This window comes from Isoptericola chiayiensis, assembly GCF_013149805.1.
Lineage (GTDB): Bacteria > Actinomycetota > Actinomycetes > Actinomycetales > Cellulomonadaceae > Isoptericola > Isoptericola chiayiensis.
Genome location: NZ_JABEZT010000004.1, coordinates 70,670 through 85,408 on the forward strand (window position 1 = coordinate 70,670; position 14,739 = coordinate 85,408).

Here is a 14,739-nt window from a genome sequence, read left to right on the forward strand (position 1 = left end):
AACTTTCCCGCGAGGTAGGCCTCAGGGCCTCCCGGTGCGTCGTGGCCGCGGCGGCAGCTGCTTGACGGCCTCGATCTCGGCACGCGCGACGCGCACCTCCGTCCCGGCGCCGGGCGCCGACGCGCGCGCCGGGTCACGCCGCAGCACCAGCGCGTCGTCGTCCGCGGCGACGACGACGCCGATCACGTCCGTCCAGCGCTGCCCCGTGGACGTGGCCTCGGCCGCGGAGAGCCGACGGCGCACCACGACGCGCGTCCCGACCGGCCAGTCTCGCCAGGCGGACGGTCCGGGGGGTGAATGTCGGGATCCCACGTGAGCGATACTAGAGTGATCCCCCGAAACACCGGAGCCTCGCTCCACCCCTCCTCCGGAAGGTGACTGCAGTGACCTACGTGATCGCTCAGCCGTGCGTCGACGTCAAGGACAAGGCGTGCATCGAGGAGTGTCCCGTGGACTGCATCTACGAGGGCTCCCGCTCGCTGTACATCCACCCGGACGAGTGCGTGGACTGCGGCGCCTGCGAGCCGGTCTGCCCGGTCGAGGCCATCTACTACGAGGACGACGTCCCCGAGGAGTGGAAGGACTACTACCGGGCCAACGTCGAGTTCTTCGACGACCTGGGGTCGCCGGGCGGCGCCGCCAAGATGGGCGAGATCGACAAGGACGACCCCATGATCGCGGCCCTGCCCCCGCAGGCCTGACGGCCCGGATGGGTTTCACCGACCTGCGGGACGAGCCCTACCCCTGGGACACGCTGGGCGACGTCCGCGCGACGGCGGCCGCCCACCCGGGCGGCATGGTCGACCTGTCGGTCGGCACCCCCGTCGACCCGACGCCGGACGTCGTCCGCGACGCGCTCGCGGCGGCGTCGGACGCGCCGGGGTACCCGGCCACGTTCGGGACCCCGGCGCTGCGGGCGGCCGTCACCGACTGGTTCGTGCGGCGACGCGGCGTCGAGGGGCTCGACCCGGCCGGTGTCATGCCGACGATCGGCTCCAAGGAGCTGGTGGGGCTGCTGCCGTCCCTGCTGCGCCTCGGGCCGGGAGACGTCGTCGTGCACCCGGGGATCGCGTATCCCACCTACGACGTCGGGGCGCGCCTGGCGGGGGCCACGCCGCTGCCCGCCGACGACGTCGGTACCTGGGCCGGGCGCGACGACGTACGCCTCGTCTGGGTCAACTCGCCGTCCAACCCCACCGGCGCGGTCGCCGACGTCGCGCACCTGCGCGCCGTGGTGGAGGCCGCTCGCGCGGTCGGTGCCGTCGTCGTGTCCGACGAGTGCTACGCCGAGCTGGCGTGGTCCGAGCCCTGGACCGCCGAGGGCGGGCGGAGCCGGGTCCCGAGCCTGCTCGACGACCGGGTCACCGGCGGGTCGCCGGACGGCCTGCTCGTCGCCTACTCGCTGTCCAAGCAGTCCAACCTGGCCGGCTACCGGTCCGCCTTCGTGGCGGGGGACCCGGCCCTGGTGGCCGACCTCGTCGCGACGCGCAAGCAGCTCGGCATGATCGTGCCGGCACCGGTCCAGGCCGCCACGATCGCCGCGCTCGGTGACGATGCCCACGTCGTGCAGCAGCGTGAGCGCTACCGCCGACGCCGCGACCTGCTGCTGCCCGCGCTGGAGGCCGCCGGGTACGTCGTCGACCACTCCGAGGCCGGGCTGTACCTGTGGGCCCGGTCCGCGGACGGCGCCGCAGGTGGGACGACGTCGCGGGACCTCGCGCGCGAACTGGCGGGACGGGGCATCCTGGTGGGACCCGGGGAGTTCTACGGCGCCGCGGGGGCCCGCCACGTGCGGGTCGCGCTCACCGCGTCGGACGACGCGGTCGCCGAGGCTGTGGCGCGCCTCACAGTGTCTTGACGCGGGGATTGGAACCGCATGGGATTGAGGGGTAGTTTCATCCGCAGGCCGAGGCTGCCCTGTGATTCCGCCCAGGCGGACCCGTCAGGTAGTCCGTGACATTGCCACGTGTTCACGTGCCCGTCCGCCTCCGACGTCGGAGGGCTCGGGCCCGTCAGGGAAGGAAGACATGACGTCCACCCAGCCGACCGCTTCGGTCCAGCTCAGCGTCGACGGCACGGCGCGCGACCTGCCCGTGGTCCCGGCCACCGAGGGGAACGACGGCATCGTCGTGTCCTCGCTGCTCAAGGACACGGGGATGGTGACCGTCGACCCGGGCTTCACCAACACCGCGTCCTGCGAGTCGACCATCACCTACATCGACGGCGCCCAAAGCATCCTGCGCTACCGCGGCTACCCGATCGAGCAGCTCGCGGACAACTCGTCCTTCCTCGAGGTCGCCTACCTGCTCATCCACGGCGAGCTGCCCACCACGGACGAGCTCGAGGCGTTCACCGACCGCATCAACCGGCACACGCTGGTGCCCGAGGCGTTCCGCACGTTCCTCGGCACCTTCCCGCGCGGCGGTCACCCGATGGCGATCATGGCGTCGGCCGTGAACGCCCTGGCGACCTACTACCCGGAGTCGCTCGACCCGCACGACGACGACGCGGTCGAGCTGGCCACGGTGCTGATCCTCGCCAAGATCCGCACGATCACCTCCTACGTGCACCGGTCGATGCAGGACGAGCCGCTGCTCTACCCGGACGCCGCCCGCGGGTACGTGGACGACTTCCTGCGCATGACGTTCCAGCGCCCCTACGAGGAGTGGCAGGCCAACCCCACGCTGGTCGCGGCGATGGACAAGCTGCTCATCCTGCACGCCGACCACGAGCAGAACTGCTCGACGTCGACCGTGCGCATCGTGGGCTCCTCGAACGCCACCCTCTACGCCTCGGTCGCGGCCGGCATCAACGCGCTGTCGGGCCCGTCGCACGGCGGGGCCAACGAGGCCGTGCTCCTGATGCTCGAGAACATCCGCTCCGGTGACGACTCCGTGGAGACCTTCATGAAGAAGGTCAAGAACAAGGAGGACGGCGTCCGGCTGATGGGCTTCGGGCACCGCGTCTACAAGAGCTACGACCCGCGCGCCGCCATCGTCAAGAAGCACGCCGACGCCGTGCTGGACGAGCTCGGCGCCAAGGACGAGCTGCTCGAGATCGCCCGCGGCCTCGAGGAGATCGCGCTCAACGACGACTACTTCGTCGAGCGCAAGCTCTACCCGAACGTCGACTTCTACACCGGCCTCATCTACAAGGCGATGGGCTTCTCGCCGGCGATGTTCACCCCGCTGTTCGCCCTCGGGCGGATGCCGGGCTGGATCGCGCAGTGGCGCGAGATGTCGAAGGACCCGCAGACCAAGATCGGCCGTCCGCGGCAGATCTACACGGGGCCGACCGAGCGGGACTACGTCGCGCTCGACCAGCGCTGAGCGGACCGCGACCGGCGCGGCGCCGGCGTGTGCCGCCGTCGTCCCGCCAGCGCTCTCGCGGGGTAGGCAACTCTCCCGCGAGGTAGGCAACGTTCTCGCGGGGTAGGCAACTCTCCCGCGAGGTAGGCAACGTTCTCGCGGGGTAGGCAACTCTCCCGCGAGGTAGGCGAGAGCTTCGCGGTCAGCACGAAGGGGCCCCTGGCCGGGGCCCCTTCGTCGTCTTCCGGGCCGGTCGTGTTGCCTACGTCGCGCAAGGATCGCCTACCTGGCCGGGAGGTTGCCTACGTCGCGAGAACGTTGCCTACCCCGCGAGAAGGTTGCCTACCTGGCGGGGACGTTGCCTTCGGTGGGCGGCGGTCTACCCCGCGAGGCGGAGGACGACCTCGCCGCGTCCGGGCGGCTCCGGTGCGCTCCCCGCCTCCCGCCAGTCGACGGCCTCTCGGGTCCAGACCAGCTCGCCGGCGCGCACCTCGACGACGCCGGTCGCGCTGGCCGTGGCCACCGCCCAGTGGGCGACGGCCCAGGTCGACCGGGAGCGGTCGTCGTAGCCCAGCACGGACGCGTCGATCCGCACGGTCGCGCCGTCGGTCGTCACCGCGTCGCCGGGCACGCCGAGGTCGCGGGCGATCCGGTCGGCGACCCCCACGGCGTCCGACCCGGCGTCGACGGGCCGCAGGTCGCACGTCACCGAGCCGGGGGAGTGACCCGTCAGCGACGACGCCCAGGCCCGCGCGAGCTGCTCGTGCTGGGCGTACGCCTCCGGGAAGGCCGACCGCTGCACGGCCTGGGCGGCATCGGTGACCTCCATCGACTCCCAGCCGTCGACCTCGACGAGCCCGTCGTAGAACGCTCCCGTGGAGTACACCGGGTCCATGATCTGCTCGACGGCGCCCCAGCCCTGGGAGGGGCGCTGCTGGAACAGCCCGACCGAGTCGCGGTCGCCGTAGTCGATGTTGACGATCCGTGACTCCTGCATCGCGGTGGCCACCCCGATGGTCGCGGCCCGGGCCGGCAGGCCGCGCTGGATCGTGGTGCCGACGATCAGCGCGGTGTTCTGCGCCTGCACGGTGGTCAGCTCGTGCTCGACGCCGTCGAGCCGCGCGGCGCACGACTCGCGCAGGGGGCCGGCGTCCCGGGCGGACAGCGCCCACACGACGCCGAGGACGGCCGCCGCCCCCACGGTGAGGACCGCGACGACGGCGCCGGCCGTGCGGGCGGCCGGACGCCGTCGCGCCATCAGTTGGCGTGCAGGTCGGCGTTGAGCTCGACGCCGGTGCCCCGGCGGGCGAGCACCTCGACCGTGCCGGTGCGCGAGTTGCGGCGGAACAGCAGCCCGTCGCGGCCGGCCAGGTCGCGGGCCTTGACCACGCGGGGCTCGCCGTCGTCGCCCATCTCGCCCAGCACGACCACCTTGGTGCCGGCGGTGACGTACAAGCCGGCCTCGACGACGCAGTCGTCGCCGAGGGGGATGCCGAGCCCGGCGTTCGCGCCGAGCAGGCACCGCTCGCCGAGGGAGATGACCTCCTTGCCGCCGCCGGACAACGTGCCCATGATCGAGGCGCCGCCGCCGACGTCGGACCCGTCGCCGACCACCACGCCGGCGGAGATGCGACCCTCCACCATCGAGGCGCCGAGCGTGCCGGCGTTGAAGTTGACGAACCCCTCGTGCATGACGGTGGTGCCCTCGGCCAGGTGCGCGCCCAGGCGCACGCGGTCGGCGTCGGCGATCCGCACGCCGGACGGCACCACGTAGTCGACCATCCGTGGGAACTTGTCGATGCCGTACACGGTCACGGGGCCGGCGTTCGCGGCCCGGAGCCGCAGGCGCGTCGTCTCGAAGTCGGCCACGCTGCACGGCCCGTGCGAGGTCCACACCACGTTGGTGAGCTTGCCGAAGAGGCCGTCGAGGTTGAGGCCGTGCGGCTGGACGAGCCGGCTCGAGATCAGGTGCAGGCGCAGGTAGGCGTCGGCGGCGTCGGCCGGCGCGGCGTCCAGGTCGATGGTCGTGTGCACGACGCGCACGTCCACGCGACGGGCGTCGTCGCGCTGGGTGAGCGCGGCCAGGTCGGCGGGGACGTCGACGTCGGCCGGCGCCTCGCCCAGCGTGGGCGTCGGGTACCAGACGTCGAGGGTGGTGCCGTCGTCGGCCACGGTGGCCAGTCCGAGGCCCCAGGCGGTGCGGGGGGAGGTGCTCGTGGTCATGGGCCACAGCCTATCGGCGCGAGGTGGCACGATGAGCGGGTGACCAGTGCGCCCACCCGCCTCGATCCCGCCCTCGTGGACCCCGCGACCGTCCCCGCCTCGGACCTGGCCGGCCTGTGCGCCGCGATCTGCGACGTCGAGTCGGTCTCGGGCGCCGAGACGGACCTCGCCGACGCCGTCGAGGCCGTGCTGCGCGACCAGCCGCACCTGAGCGTGCACCGTGACGGCGACGCCCTCGTGGCCCGCACCGACCTGGGCCGTGACCGCCGCGTCGTGCTCGCCGGGCACCTCGACACCGTGCCCCTGACCGACCCGCCGAACCTGCCCGTCCGGCTCGAGGGCACCGGCGACGACCGCGTGCTGCGGGGCCGCGGCACGGTCGACATGAAGGCGGGGCTGACGGTGATGCTGGCGCTCGCGATCGAGCTCGGCCGCCCCGGCAGCGAGCCGGTCGCGGACCTCACCTACGTCTTCTACGACCACGAGGAGGTCGAGGAGTCCAGGAGCGGCCTGAAGCGCCTGGCGGCGAACAGCCCGGAGCTGCTCGCCGGGGACTTCGCGGTGCTCGGCGAACCGACGTCGGCCAACATCGAGGGCGGCTGCCAGGGCACGATCCGTGTCGACGTGCGCACCCGGGGCGTGGCGGCGCACTCGGCCCGCTCCTGGCGCGGCGAGAACGCGATCCACGCCGCGGCGCCGATCCTCGCGACCCTCGCCGCCTACGAGGCCGCCGAGGTCGAGGTCGACGGGCTCGTCTACCGCGAGGGCCTCAACGCCGTCGGCGTCCGCGGCGGCATCGCCGGCAACGTCGTGCCCGACGCCTGCACCGTCACCGTCAACTACCGGTTCGCGCCGTCACGCACCCTGGCCGAGGCCGAGGCCCACCTGCGCGAGCTGTTCACCGGCTACGACGTCGAGGTCACCGACGCCTCCCCGGCCGCCCGCCCGGGCCTCGACGACCCGCTGGCCGCCGAGTTCGCCGCCGCCGTGCTGGCACGCACCGGCGGGACACCCCGGCCCAAGTTCGGGTGGACCGACGTCGCGCGGTTCGCCGAGCTCGGCGTGCCCGCGGTCAACTTCGCCCCCGGTGACGCCTCGCTGGCCCACGCCGACGACGAACGCGTCCCCGTCGCCGAGCTCGCCGTGTGCCGCGACGCCCTGCGGTCCTGGCTGCGCGGTGCCTAGGCTCGCCCTATGAGCGAACGCACCGACGACGGCGTGCCCCAGTCCGGCCGGGGCTACCGCAAGGGGCCCGTGCTGCTGCGCGGCACCCAGATCCCCGACAGCACCACCGACCAGCGGCTGCTGGCGCCGGGGGAGGGCGCGGAGTGGGTCCACACCGACCCGTGGCGTGTCATGCGCATCCAGGCCGAGTTCGTCGAGGGTTTCGGTGCGCTCGCGGAGGTCGGCCCGGCCGTGTCGGTGTTTGGCTCGGCCCGCACCGCGCCCGACCACCCGGACTACGCCCTCGGCGAGGAGATCGGCCGCCTGCTCGTCGAGTCCGGGTACTCGGTGATCACCGGCGGCGGGCCCGGGATCATGGAGGCGGCCAACAAGGGCGCCGCGGAGGCGGGCGGCACGTCGATCGGCCTGGGTATCGAGCTCCCGTTCGAGCAGGGCATGAACGCCCACGTCAACCGGGGCGTCAGCTTCCGCTACTTCTTCGCGCGCAAGACGATGTTCGTCAAGTACGCCCAGGGCTTCATCGTCCTGCCCGGCGGGTTCGGGACGTTCGACGAGCTCTTCGAGGCGCTCACCCTCGTCCAGACGCACAAGGTCACCGGGTTCCCGCTGGTGCTCGTCGGCAGCGACTACTGGGGCGGCCTGCTGGACTGGATGCGCTCCGCCGTCGTGGACCGCGGCATGATCAGCCCCGGCGACATCGACCTGCTGCACCTGACCGACAGCGCCCCGGACGCCGTCGAGCACGTCCTCGAACGCGGCCGCGCGCTCGCCGCCGAGTTCCGCGAGTGATCCCCCCGGCCGGGGCCCCGCTCGTCCTGCGCGGCCGGGAGGTCGGCCGGGACGACGACGGCGTCGTGCGCCCGGTGGTGATGGCCATCGTGAACCGCACCACCGACTCGTTCTACGCCCCGGCACGGCTCGCGGACGACGGGCCGGCGCTCGCGGCCGCGCACGCCGCCTGGTCCGACGGCGCCGCCATCCTCGACGTCGGTGGCGTGCGGGCCGGGGTCGGCCCGGAGGTCGACGAGGCGGCCGAGATCGACCGCGTGGTGCCGTTCGTCGCCGAGGTGCGCCGCCAGGTCCCCGACCTGCTGCTGAGCGTGGACACCTGGCGTGCCGGCGTCGCGCGGGCGGCGATCGAGGCCGGTGCCGACCTGATCAACGACACGTGGGCCGGTCACGACCCGGAGCTGGTCGAGGTCGCCGGGGCGGCGGGGGTCGGGGTGGTCTGCTCCCACACCGGCGGTGCCCGGCCGCGCACCGACCCGTACCGCGTCACGTACGACGGCGGCCCCCTCGGCCCCGGGGACCCGGGTGACCCGGGTGACCCGGTCGAGCAGGCCCTCGACGACCCGCGCGACGGCGTCACCCGGGACGTGGTGGCCACCCTGCGGCGCGGCGCGGCGCGGGCGGTCGCCGCCGGGGTGCCGCCGTCGTCGGTGCTGGTGGACCCCACGCACGACTTCGGCAAGAACACCTGGCACTCGCTGCACCTGCTGCGGCGCACCGAGGTCCTGGCCGGGCTCGGGCACCCGCTGCTGATGGCGCTGAGCCGCAAGGACTTCGTGGGCGAGACGCTCGACCTGCCGCCGGACGAGCGCCTGCCCGGCACGCTCGCCGCGACCGCGCTGGCCGCCTGGCACGGCGCGCGCGTGTTCCGCGCCCACGACGTCGCCGCGACCCGGCACGTGCTGGAGATGGTCGCCGCGGTCCGGGACGAGGCCCCGCCGCGGGCGGCCCGCAGGGGACTGGCGTGACGGGCCGTTGACCGAGGACGCGCTGGTCCGACGGTAGAATGGTGAGGCAGGCCTCATCCTGCGTGGCCGTGCTGGTGGCGTCGACCCGCTGCCGGGGCGACGGTGCGGGGGCGGGTCGAGGAACCGGACAACGGAAATGGAGAGCCACACATGGCTGCGATGAAGCCGCGCACGGGCGACGGGCCGCTCGAGGTCACCAAGGAGGGACGCGGCATCGTCATGCGTGTCCCGCTGGAGGGCGGCGGTCGCCTGGTGGTCGAGCTGAACGCCACCGAGGCCGGCGAGCTGGGCGAGGCCCTCCAGGCCGTCACCGGCTGACGTCGGACGCCTCCGGCCGACGCGATCCACGGGCGCGGAGCGGGACCCCCCGCTCCGCGCCCGCCGCGCGTCCGGACGGGTCCGCGCCGTGCCCAGCGGGGTGACGGGCCCCGGCTACCGGCGTACCGCCAGCAGCACGCCCTCGCCGACAGGCACGACCGCCGGGGCCAGCCGGTCGTCGTCGCGGAGCGCGCCGGTGACCTCGCGCACGATGGCGGTCTCCTCGTCGCGCAGCGCGGGGTCGGCGACTCGGCCACCGAGCAGGGCGTCGGTGATCACGAGCATCCCGCCGGGACGCAGCAGCCGGACCGCCGCGGTCACCTGGCCGGGCAGCGCGTGCGGCTCGGTCGAGACGACCACGAGGTCGTAGGCGCCGTCGGTGAGACGGGGCAGCACCTCCGCGGCGGAGCGGGCGATCGTGCGGGTGCGGTGCGCCGGGACGCCCTCGTCGGCGAACGCCGCCTTGGCGGCCCGCAGATGCTCGCCGTCGGCGTCGATCGTGGTCAGGACGCCGTCCGGTGCCATGCCGCGCAGCAGCCACAGGGAGGCGACCGCGCTGCCCGTGCCCAGCTCGACGACGGCCCGCGCCTGCAGGGCCGCCGCGAGGGTGCGCAGCAGCGCGCCGGTACCGGTCGAGATCGAGCGGCAGCCCAGCTCCTCGCCCCGCTCGCGGGCGCGCAGCAGCGTCACGTCCTCGGTGAGGTACGTCTCGCTGAAGGCCCAGGCGGCACTCGGACCGTCGTGGGCACCGATCCCGGTGGTGATGTCGGCCCCCCTTGCTCGCTGGGCCGATCGTACGGGGGAACCGTTCAGGGTGCTCACACGTTGGCGTGGGACCATGGCCGTGATGACCGAGACCGTAGCCAGCACCCGACCCAGCGACGGACCGTCCCCCGACGGCACCACGCCGTGGGTCCCCCCGACGTGGGACGAGATCGTCCGCGAGCACTCGGCACGGGTGTTCCGGCTCGCGTACCGGCTGACCGGCGACCGTCAGGACGCCGAGGACCTCACCCAGGAGACGTTCCTGCGGGTGTTCCGGTCCCTGTCCAGCTACACCCCCGGCACGTTCGAGGGCTGGCTGCACCGCATCACGACCAACTTGTTCCTCGACCAGGTCCGCCGCAAGAAGCGCATCCGGTTCGAGGCGATGGGCGAGGACGCGTCCCGGGTGGAGGCCACCGACGACCGCTCGCGTCCCGAGCGCGGGTTCGAGCACGCCCACCTCGACCACGACGTGCAGGCGGCGCTGGACGCGTTGCGGCCGGAGTACCGCGCCGCCGTCGTGCTGTGCGACATCGAGGGGCTCAGCTACGAGGAGATCGCCGTCACCCTCGGCATCAAGATCGGCACCGTCCGCTCGCGGATCCACCGGGCGCGCGCCCAGCTGCGCGACGCCCTGGAGCACCGACGCAGCGAGGTGAGCGGGTGAGCCGGCACCTCGGGGACTGGGTGAGCCCGCTCGCGGACGGACAGCTCGGTGCGGAGGACACCGAGCGCGCCCTCGCGCACGTGGCGGCGTGCCCGACGTGCGCCGCGGAGCTGGAGACGGCCCGCGCGGCGCGTCGGCACCTGGCCGGTGCCGGGGACGTCGTCGCCGACCCGGACCTGACGCGGCGCCTGCTCGCGTTGTCCGCGTCGATCCCGTCCACCGACGGGGATCCGCTGCGGGCCCCCGAGCGGGACACGACGTGGTCGACGCCGGTGGAGTGGCGGACCACGCTGACCGGCGACGTCGCGGTGGAACGCCGCCGTCGCCGCCGTCGGCGGGTCGCGCTCGCCGGCGTGGGCGGGGTCGGCGTGCTCGGGTGCACGCTGTTCGCGCTGGGCCAGGCGCCCGTGGTCGCCCCGGACCCGTCGCGGGCGGCCGCGCTGTCCACGCTGGCGTCGGCGTCGACGACGCCGGGCGGATCGGGGGAGGCGATCGAGTCGGCCGGGTTCGTGGCTCCCGCGGCGTTGCCCGCCGGGTACGAGATCACCGCGGTGCGGGCCGCGGACGACGTCCTGGAGATCGACCTGGACGGGCCGGACGGACCGGTCGTGGTGCGTGAGCAGCGGGGCCGGCTCGCCGACGTCGGCGAGCCCGAGGCGACCGTGTCGTTCGACGACCGGTCCGACGTCGTCGTCCTGACGGGCGACCCGTGGCACGTGGCCTGGCAGTCGGGGGACGTCGTCGTGGAGGTTACGACCGACGCGCCGCACGACGTGGTCCGCGACGTGGTCGCGGCCTTCCCCGGGCGTGCCTACGATGCCGGGGTCGTGCCTCGACTCACCCGGGGCTGGTCGACCGTGACAGGAGCACTCAGCAGCCCATGACGTCCCACGACCCGACGGACCTGTTCGCCACCCCGGAGCCTCCGCCGCGCCGCGAGGCGCCCGCGCCCCGGGCCGAGCCGGGCACGCCGTCGTCCCCGGCGCGGTCCGCCGCGACCCCGCCGTCGTCCCCGGCGGCCTGGACCGCCTCGCCGGCCTCGCCAGCGTCCTGGGCGCCGCGGAACGCGACTGCGCCGACAGGTTCCGCCGCCCCGCCGACCGGACCTGCCACGCCGTCCGGCCCCGCCGCGCCGTCCGGTCCCGCCGCGCCGTCCGGTCCCGCCGCGCCGTCCGGTCCCGCCGCGCCGTCCGGTCCCGCCGCGCCGAGCGGCCCGCACCCCGCTGCGACGCCACCGCCACGTCCCGCCCGCCCCCGGCTGGGCGCCGCGCGGGTCGCGCTGGTGGTCGTCCTGGCGCTCGTGGCCGGGCTGGTGGGCGGGTTCGCCGGCGACCGGCTCTCGGGCACGACGGCGGAGGATGCGCCGGTGGAGGCCGACCTGCCCGCGGCGCCCGACGGCGGTGAGGGCACGGACCTGTCCCGCCCCGCCGGGTCCGTGGCGGCGATCGCCGCGGACGTGCTCCCCTCGGTGGTCTCCCTGGAGGTCTCCGGCGGGGGCGGCGCCGGGTCGACCGGCTCCGGGTTCGTGCTGCGCGAGGACGGCTACGTCCTGACCAACGCCCACGTGGTCTCCGCGGGTGACGACGGCGGCGCGGTGACCGTGGTGCTGTCCGACGGCAGCGAGCACCCCGGCGAGGTCGTGGGGCTCACCACGGACTACGACCTGGCCGTCGTCAAGATCGACGTCGACGGGCTGACGCCGCTCGTGCTCGGCGACTCGGACGACGTCGTCGTCGGCGACCAGGTGCTGGCCGTCGGTGCCCCGCTCGGTCTGGACTCGACCGTGACGACGGGCATCGTCTCGGCCCTGCACCGCCCCGTGCAGGCCGGGGACCAGTCCTCCACGGCGTTCATCGACGCGATCCAGACCGACGCCGCGATCAACCCCGGCAACTCCGGCGGTCCGCTGGTCGACGCGGACGGCGAGGTGGTGGGCATCAACTCCGCCATCGCGCAGGCCCCGGGCGCGCTGCAGGCCACTGGGAGCATCGGTCTGGGGTTCGCCATCCCGGCGAACCAGGCACGCACCACCGCCGAGCAGCTCATCGAGACCGGGCAGGCGACCTACCCGGTAATCGGCGTCCTGCTGGACACGACGTACACCGGCGAGGGGGTCAAGGTCTCCGAGGATCCGCAGCAGGGCAACGCGCCCGTGACGTCCGGCGGGCCCGCCGACCTCGCGGGCGTGCGTGCCGGCGACGTCATCCTCGCGATCGACGGCCGGCCCGTCTCGCGCAGCGACGAGCTGATCGTGGCGATCCGTGCCCGGCAGCCGGGCGACGCCGTGACGTTGCGCGTGCGCAGCGGCGAGGAGGAGCGCGACGTGCGCGTCGTCCTGCAGGAGAGCGACGGCGAGTGACGCGGTACCTGTCCCGCGACGCCGCGGGCTAGGCTGTCGGCCGTGAGCTTCTTCGGAATCAACGGCGGCGAGCTCATCGTCATCGTGGTGCTGGCTCTGGTCCTGATCGGTCCCGAGCGCCTGCCCCGGTACGCCGCCCAGCTCGGGGCGCTCGTGCGCCAGGGCAAGGTGCTCGTCCGGGACGCCAAGGCACGGGTGGACTCCGAGCTCGGCGACGAGTTCCGGGACGTGGACTGGCAGAAGCTCGACCCGCGGCAGTACGACCCGCGCCGCATCGTCAAGGAGGCGCTGCTCGACGACGAGCCGGCGCAACGTCCCGCCCGCACGAGCGGGGGCTCCGGCTCCGGGCCTCGCCCGACGGCCGGCGCCGCCGCGGCGCCGGTGGCCGGAGCACCCGGCACGCCGACCGCCGGTCCCGCACCGGGTGCCGGTCCCGCACCGTTCGACGACGAGGCCACGTGAGCCCGTCCCGACCCGCGCCACGTGTTCCCGGGGAGTTTCCGGCGCACCCCGCCGACCTGTCAGAATGAGTCACATGTCCGACGCCGTCACCGCCGCGGGCACGCCGTCCGCGTCCCGCCCCCGCATCCTCTCGGGGATGCAGCCCACCGACTCCTCGTTGCACCTGGGCAACTATCTCGGGGCGCTGACCCAGTGGGTGGCCCTCCAGGAGGACTACGACGCCCTCTACTGCGTCGTCGACCTGCACGCGCTCACGGTGAACCCGGACCCGGCCGCGCTGCGAGAGCGCACCCGGGCCACGGCGGCGCAATACCTGGCCGGCGGCGTCGACCCCGCCCGTTCAGCGCTCTTCGTCCAGTCGCACGTGCCCGAGCACGCGGAGCTGGCCTGGCTGCTGAGCTGCCAGACCGGGTTCGGCGAGGCGAGCCGCATGACGCAGTTCAAGGACAAGTCCGCCAAGCAGGGCACCGAGGGCACCACGGTCGGGCTGTTCACCTATCCGGTGCTGATGGCGGCGGACATCCTGGCCTACGACGCCAACCTGGTCCCGGTCGGTGAGGACCAGCGTCAGCACCTCGAGCTCACGCGCAACCTGGCCGAGCGCCTCAACGCCCGGTTCGGCGCGGGCACCGCCGTCGTCCCGGACGCGCACATCGTGGGCTCCACCGCCAAGATCCAGGACCTGCAGAACCCCACGGCGAAGATGTCCAAGTCGAACGCGGGCGGCAAGGGCGTCATCTGGCTCCTCGAGGACCCGAAGAAGGCAGCGAAGGCGGTCAGGTCCGCCGTCACGGACGCCGACGACTCCTACGCGGTCTACTTCGACCGCGAGGCCAAGCCGGGCATCTCGAACCTGCTGACCATCTACTCGGCCGTCACCGGCCGCGCGGTCGAGGACATCGCCGCCGAGTACGACGGCCGCGGCTACGGGTACCTCAAGGTCGACCTCGCCGACGCCGTCGTGGCGTTCCTCGAGCCGTTCCAGGAGCGGGCGCAGACCTATCTCGGGGACCCGGCGCAGCTCGACAAGGTGCTCGACGACGGCGCGGAGCGGGCGCGGGAGATCGCGGCCGGCGTGCGGGCGCGCATCTTCGACCGGTTCGGGCTGCTGCCGCGAGGTGCGCGGTGAACATCCCCGCCAGGGGCCCGGACCAGACGCGGATCGGCATCGCGATCGCCGTCCCCGAGCCGCACGCGAGCAGGCTGCAGCAGGCGCGTGCCGACGTGGGGGACCCGCTGGCCGACGTGATCCCGCCGCACATCACCGTCGTCGGCCCCACCGTCGTGGACGACTCGACGCTTGCTGCGGTTGCCGAGCACCTGGAGAAGGTCGCCGCCGAGTCGGCGCCGTTCCGCGTCCACCTGCGGGGCACCGGGACGTTCCGGCCCGTCTCCCCGGTCGTGTTCGTCTCCCTCGTCGAGGGGATCGCGGAGTGCGAGCTGCTCGAGCAGCAGGCGCGGTCCGGCGTGCTCGCCCAGGAGCTGCGGTTCAACTACCACCCGCACGTCACGATCGCCCACGAGATCCCCGACGCCGCGATGGACGAGGCCTTCGAGACGATGGCGGGGTTCGAGGCCGAGTTCGAGGTCGACCGCTTCTGGCAGTACACCCACGGTGACGACGGCGTGTGGCGGCCGCGACGCGCGTTCGTGCTGGGTGGCTCGCCCCCGACGTCCTGACCTCGGCGGCTGCCG

18 protein-coding genes are annotated in these 14,739 nt (G+C 74.0%); 13 read left to right on the forward strand and 5 right to left on the reverse strand.

The genetic code is table 11. From position 1 onward, the window contains the following. Positions 1–21 precede the first annotated feature (21 nt). Entirely contained in the window at positions 22–312 is a 291-nt protein-coding gene (locus tag HDG68_RS09550) for a DUF6725 family protein (protein ID WP_172151530.1), read from the reverse strand. Between the two features lie 71 nt (positions 313–383). Between HDG68_RS09550 and fdxA the strand changes: the two genes are divergently transcribed. The 3 genes from fdxA to HDG68_RS09565 all read left to right on the forward strand — a co-directional run bounded on the left by fdxA (position 384) and on the right by HDG68_RS09565 (position 3,329). Continuing rightward, positions 384–701: a ferredoxin gene (gene fdxA / locus HDG68_RS09555; protein WP_172151531.1), complete on the forward strand. Its 318-nt coding sequence runs from the start codon at positions 384–386 to the stop codon at positions 699–701. 8 nt (positions 702–709) lie between these two features. Then, positions 710–1,858 carry a succinyldiaminopimelate transaminase gene (gene dapC, locus HDG68_RS09560; RefSeq protein WP_216648250.1) on the forward strand — a complete coding sequence of 383 codons (1,149 nt, stop codon included), beginning with the start codon at positions 710–712 and terminating at the stop codon, positions 1,856–1,858. A 169-nt stretch (positions 1,859–2,027) separates the two neighbouring features. Then, complete coding sequence (locus HDG68_RS09565) at positions 2,028–3,329, forward strand: citrate synthase (RefSeq protein WP_172151532.1); 1,302 nt, start codon at positions 2,028–2,030, stop codon at positions 3,327–3,329. 358 nt (positions 3,330–3,687) lie between these two features. Here the strand turns inward: HDG68_RS09565 and HDG68_RS09570 are convergent, their stop codons facing one another. After that, a complete protein-coding gene (locus HDG68_RS09570; protein ID WP_172151533.1) occupies positions 3,688–4,566 on the reverse strand; it encodes a hypothetical protein in 879 nt (292 codons plus the stop codon). Further along, positions 4,566–5,531, reverse strand: coding sequence for a 2,3,4,5-tetrahydropyridine-2,6-dicarboxylate N-succinyltransferase (gene dapD, locus HDG68_RS09575; RefSeq protein ID WP_172151534.1), 966 nt, complete (start codon positions 5,529–5,531; stop codon positions 4,566–4,568). Before dapD ends, HDG68_RS09570 begins: the two co-directional genes overlap by 1 nt. Before the next feature lie 39 nt (positions 5,532–5,570). Between dapD and dapE the strand changes: the two genes are divergently transcribed. From dapE to HDG68_RS09595, 4 genes are all read left to right on the forward strand, one after another. Continuing rightward, positions 5,571–6,716, forward strand: a complete 1,146-nt coding sequence (gene dapE / locus HDG68_RS09580) for a succinyl-diaminopimelate desuccinylase (protein ID WP_172151535.1) — start codon at positions 5,571–5,573, stop codon at positions 6,714–6,716. A gap of 9 nt (positions 6,717–6,725) precedes the next feature. Further along, positions 6,726–7,505, forward strand: a complete 780-nt coding sequence (locus HDG68_RS09585; RefSeq protein WP_172151536.1) for an LOG family protein — start codon at positions 6,726–6,728, stop codon at positions 7,503–7,505. Next, positions 7,502–8,473 (forward strand): dihydropteroate synthase, encoded by a 972-nt coding sequence (locus tag HDG68_RS09590; protein ID WP_172151537.1) that lies wholly within the window; start codon positions 7,502–7,504, stop codon positions 8,471–8,473. Before HDG68_RS09585 ends, HDG68_RS09590 begins: the two co-directional genes overlap by 4 nt. Before the next feature lie 150 nt (positions 8,474–8,623). Next, positions 8,624–8,791 (forward strand): DUF3117 domain-containing protein, encoded by a 168-nt coding sequence (locus HDG68_RS09595; protein WP_106266794.1) that lies wholly within the window; start codon positions 8,624–8,626, stop codon positions 8,789–8,791. Between the two features lie 114 nt (positions 8,792–8,905). Here HDG68_RS09595 and HDG68_RS09600 read toward each other — a convergent pair whose 3' ends face one another. Beyond that, positions 8,906–9,544 (reverse strand): O-methyltransferase, encoded by a 639-nt coding sequence (locus HDG68_RS09600; protein ID WP_343037533.1) that lies wholly within the window; start codon positions 9,542–9,544, stop codon positions 8,906–8,908. Between the two features lie 94 nt (positions 9,545–9,638). Between HDG68_RS09600 and sigE the strand changes: the two genes are divergently transcribed. Both sigE and HDG68_RS09610 read left to right on the forward strand, forming a co-directional pair. Then, positions 9,639–10,223 carry an RNA polymerase sigma factor SigE gene (sigE, locus tag HDG68_RS09605; protein WP_246253798.1) on the forward strand — a complete coding sequence of 195 codons (585 nt, stop codon included), beginning with the start codon at positions 9,639–9,641 and terminating at the stop codon, positions 10,221–10,223. Next, entirely contained in the window at positions 10,220–11,107 is an 888-nt protein-coding gene (locus tag HDG68_RS09610) for an anti-sigma factor (protein ID WP_172151541.1), read from the forward strand. The genes sigE and HDG68_RS09610 overlap by 4 nt, the downstream gene beginning before the upstream one ends. Here the strand turns inward: HDG68_RS09610 and HDG68_RS17090 are convergent. Then, the gene (locus HDG68_RS17090; RefSeq protein ID WP_246253799.1) at positions 11,094–11,336 is read right to left on the reverse strand and encodes a hypothetical protein; all 243 of its coding nucleotides are present in this window, start codon (positions 11,334–11,336) and stop codon (positions 11,094–11,096) included. The two genes, HDG68_RS09610 and HDG68_RS17090, sit on opposite strands and share 14 nt — an antisense overlap. Before the next feature lie 169 nt (positions 11,337–11,505). On the opposite strand from HDG68_RS17090, the gene HDG68_RS09615 reads away from it, so the two are divergent. The 4 genes from HDG68_RS09615 (at position 11,506) to HDG68_RS09630 (ending at position 14,724) form a co-directional block, all read left to right on the forward strand. After that, a complete protein-coding gene (locus tag HDG68_RS09615) occupies positions 11,506–12,582 on the forward strand; it encodes a S1C family serine protease (protein WP_343037518.1) in 1,077 nt (358 codons plus the stop codon). A gap of 42 nt (positions 12,583–12,624) precedes the next feature. Further along, a complete protein-coding gene (locus HDG68_RS09620) occupies positions 12,625–13,044 on the forward strand; it encodes a twin-arginine translocase TatA/TatE family subunit (RefSeq protein WP_172151545.1) in 420 nt (139 codons plus the stop codon). A gap of 73 nt (positions 13,045–13,117) precedes the next feature. Further along, a complete protein-coding gene (trpS, locus tag HDG68_RS09625) occupies positions 13,118–14,173 on the forward strand; it encodes a tryptophan--tRNA ligase (protein ID WP_172151547.1) in 1,056 nt (351 codons plus the stop codon). Beyond that, positions 14,170–14,724 carry a 2'-5' RNA ligase family protein gene (locus tag HDG68_RS09630; protein ID WP_172151549.1) on the forward strand — a complete coding sequence of 185 codons (555 nt, stop codon included), beginning with the start codon at positions 14,170–14,172 and terminating at the stop codon, positions 14,722–14,724. Before trpS ends, HDG68_RS09630 begins: the two co-directional genes overlap by 4 nt. Positions 14,725–14,739: the final 15 nt, after the last annotated feature.

Coding starts and splice junctions, on each gene's coding strand:
- HDG68_RS09585 (WP_172151536.1), top strand. CDS start 6,726: ATGAGCGAACGCACCGACGACGGCGTGCCCCAGTCCGGCCGGGGCTAC.
- trpS (WP_172151547.1), top strand. CDS start 13,118: ATGTCCGACGCCGTCACCGCCGCGGGCACGCCGTCCGCGTCCCGCCCC.
- HDG68_RS09565 (WP_172151532.1), top strand. CDS start 2,028: ATGACGTCCACCCAGCCGACCGCTTCGGTCCAGCTCAGCGTCGACGGC.
- sigE (WP_246253798.1), top strand. CDS start 9,639: ATGACCGAGACCGTAGCCAGCACCCGACCCAGCGACGGACCGTCCCCC.
- HDG68_RS09570 (WP_172151533.1), bottom strand. CDS start 4,566: ATGGCGCGACGGCGTCCGGCCGCCCGCACGGCCGGCGCCGTCGTCGCG.
- dapD (WP_172151534.1), bottom strand. CDS start 5,531: ATGACCACGAGCACCTCCCCCCGCACCGCCTGGGGCCTCGGACTGGCC.
- HDG68_RS09595 (WP_106266794.1), top strand. CDS start 8,624: ATGGCTGCGATGAAGCCGCGCACGGGCGACGGGCCGCTCGAGGTCACC.
- dapC (WP_216648250.1), top strand. CDS start 710: ATGGGTTTCACCGACCTGCGGGACGAGCCCTACCCCTGGGACACGCTG.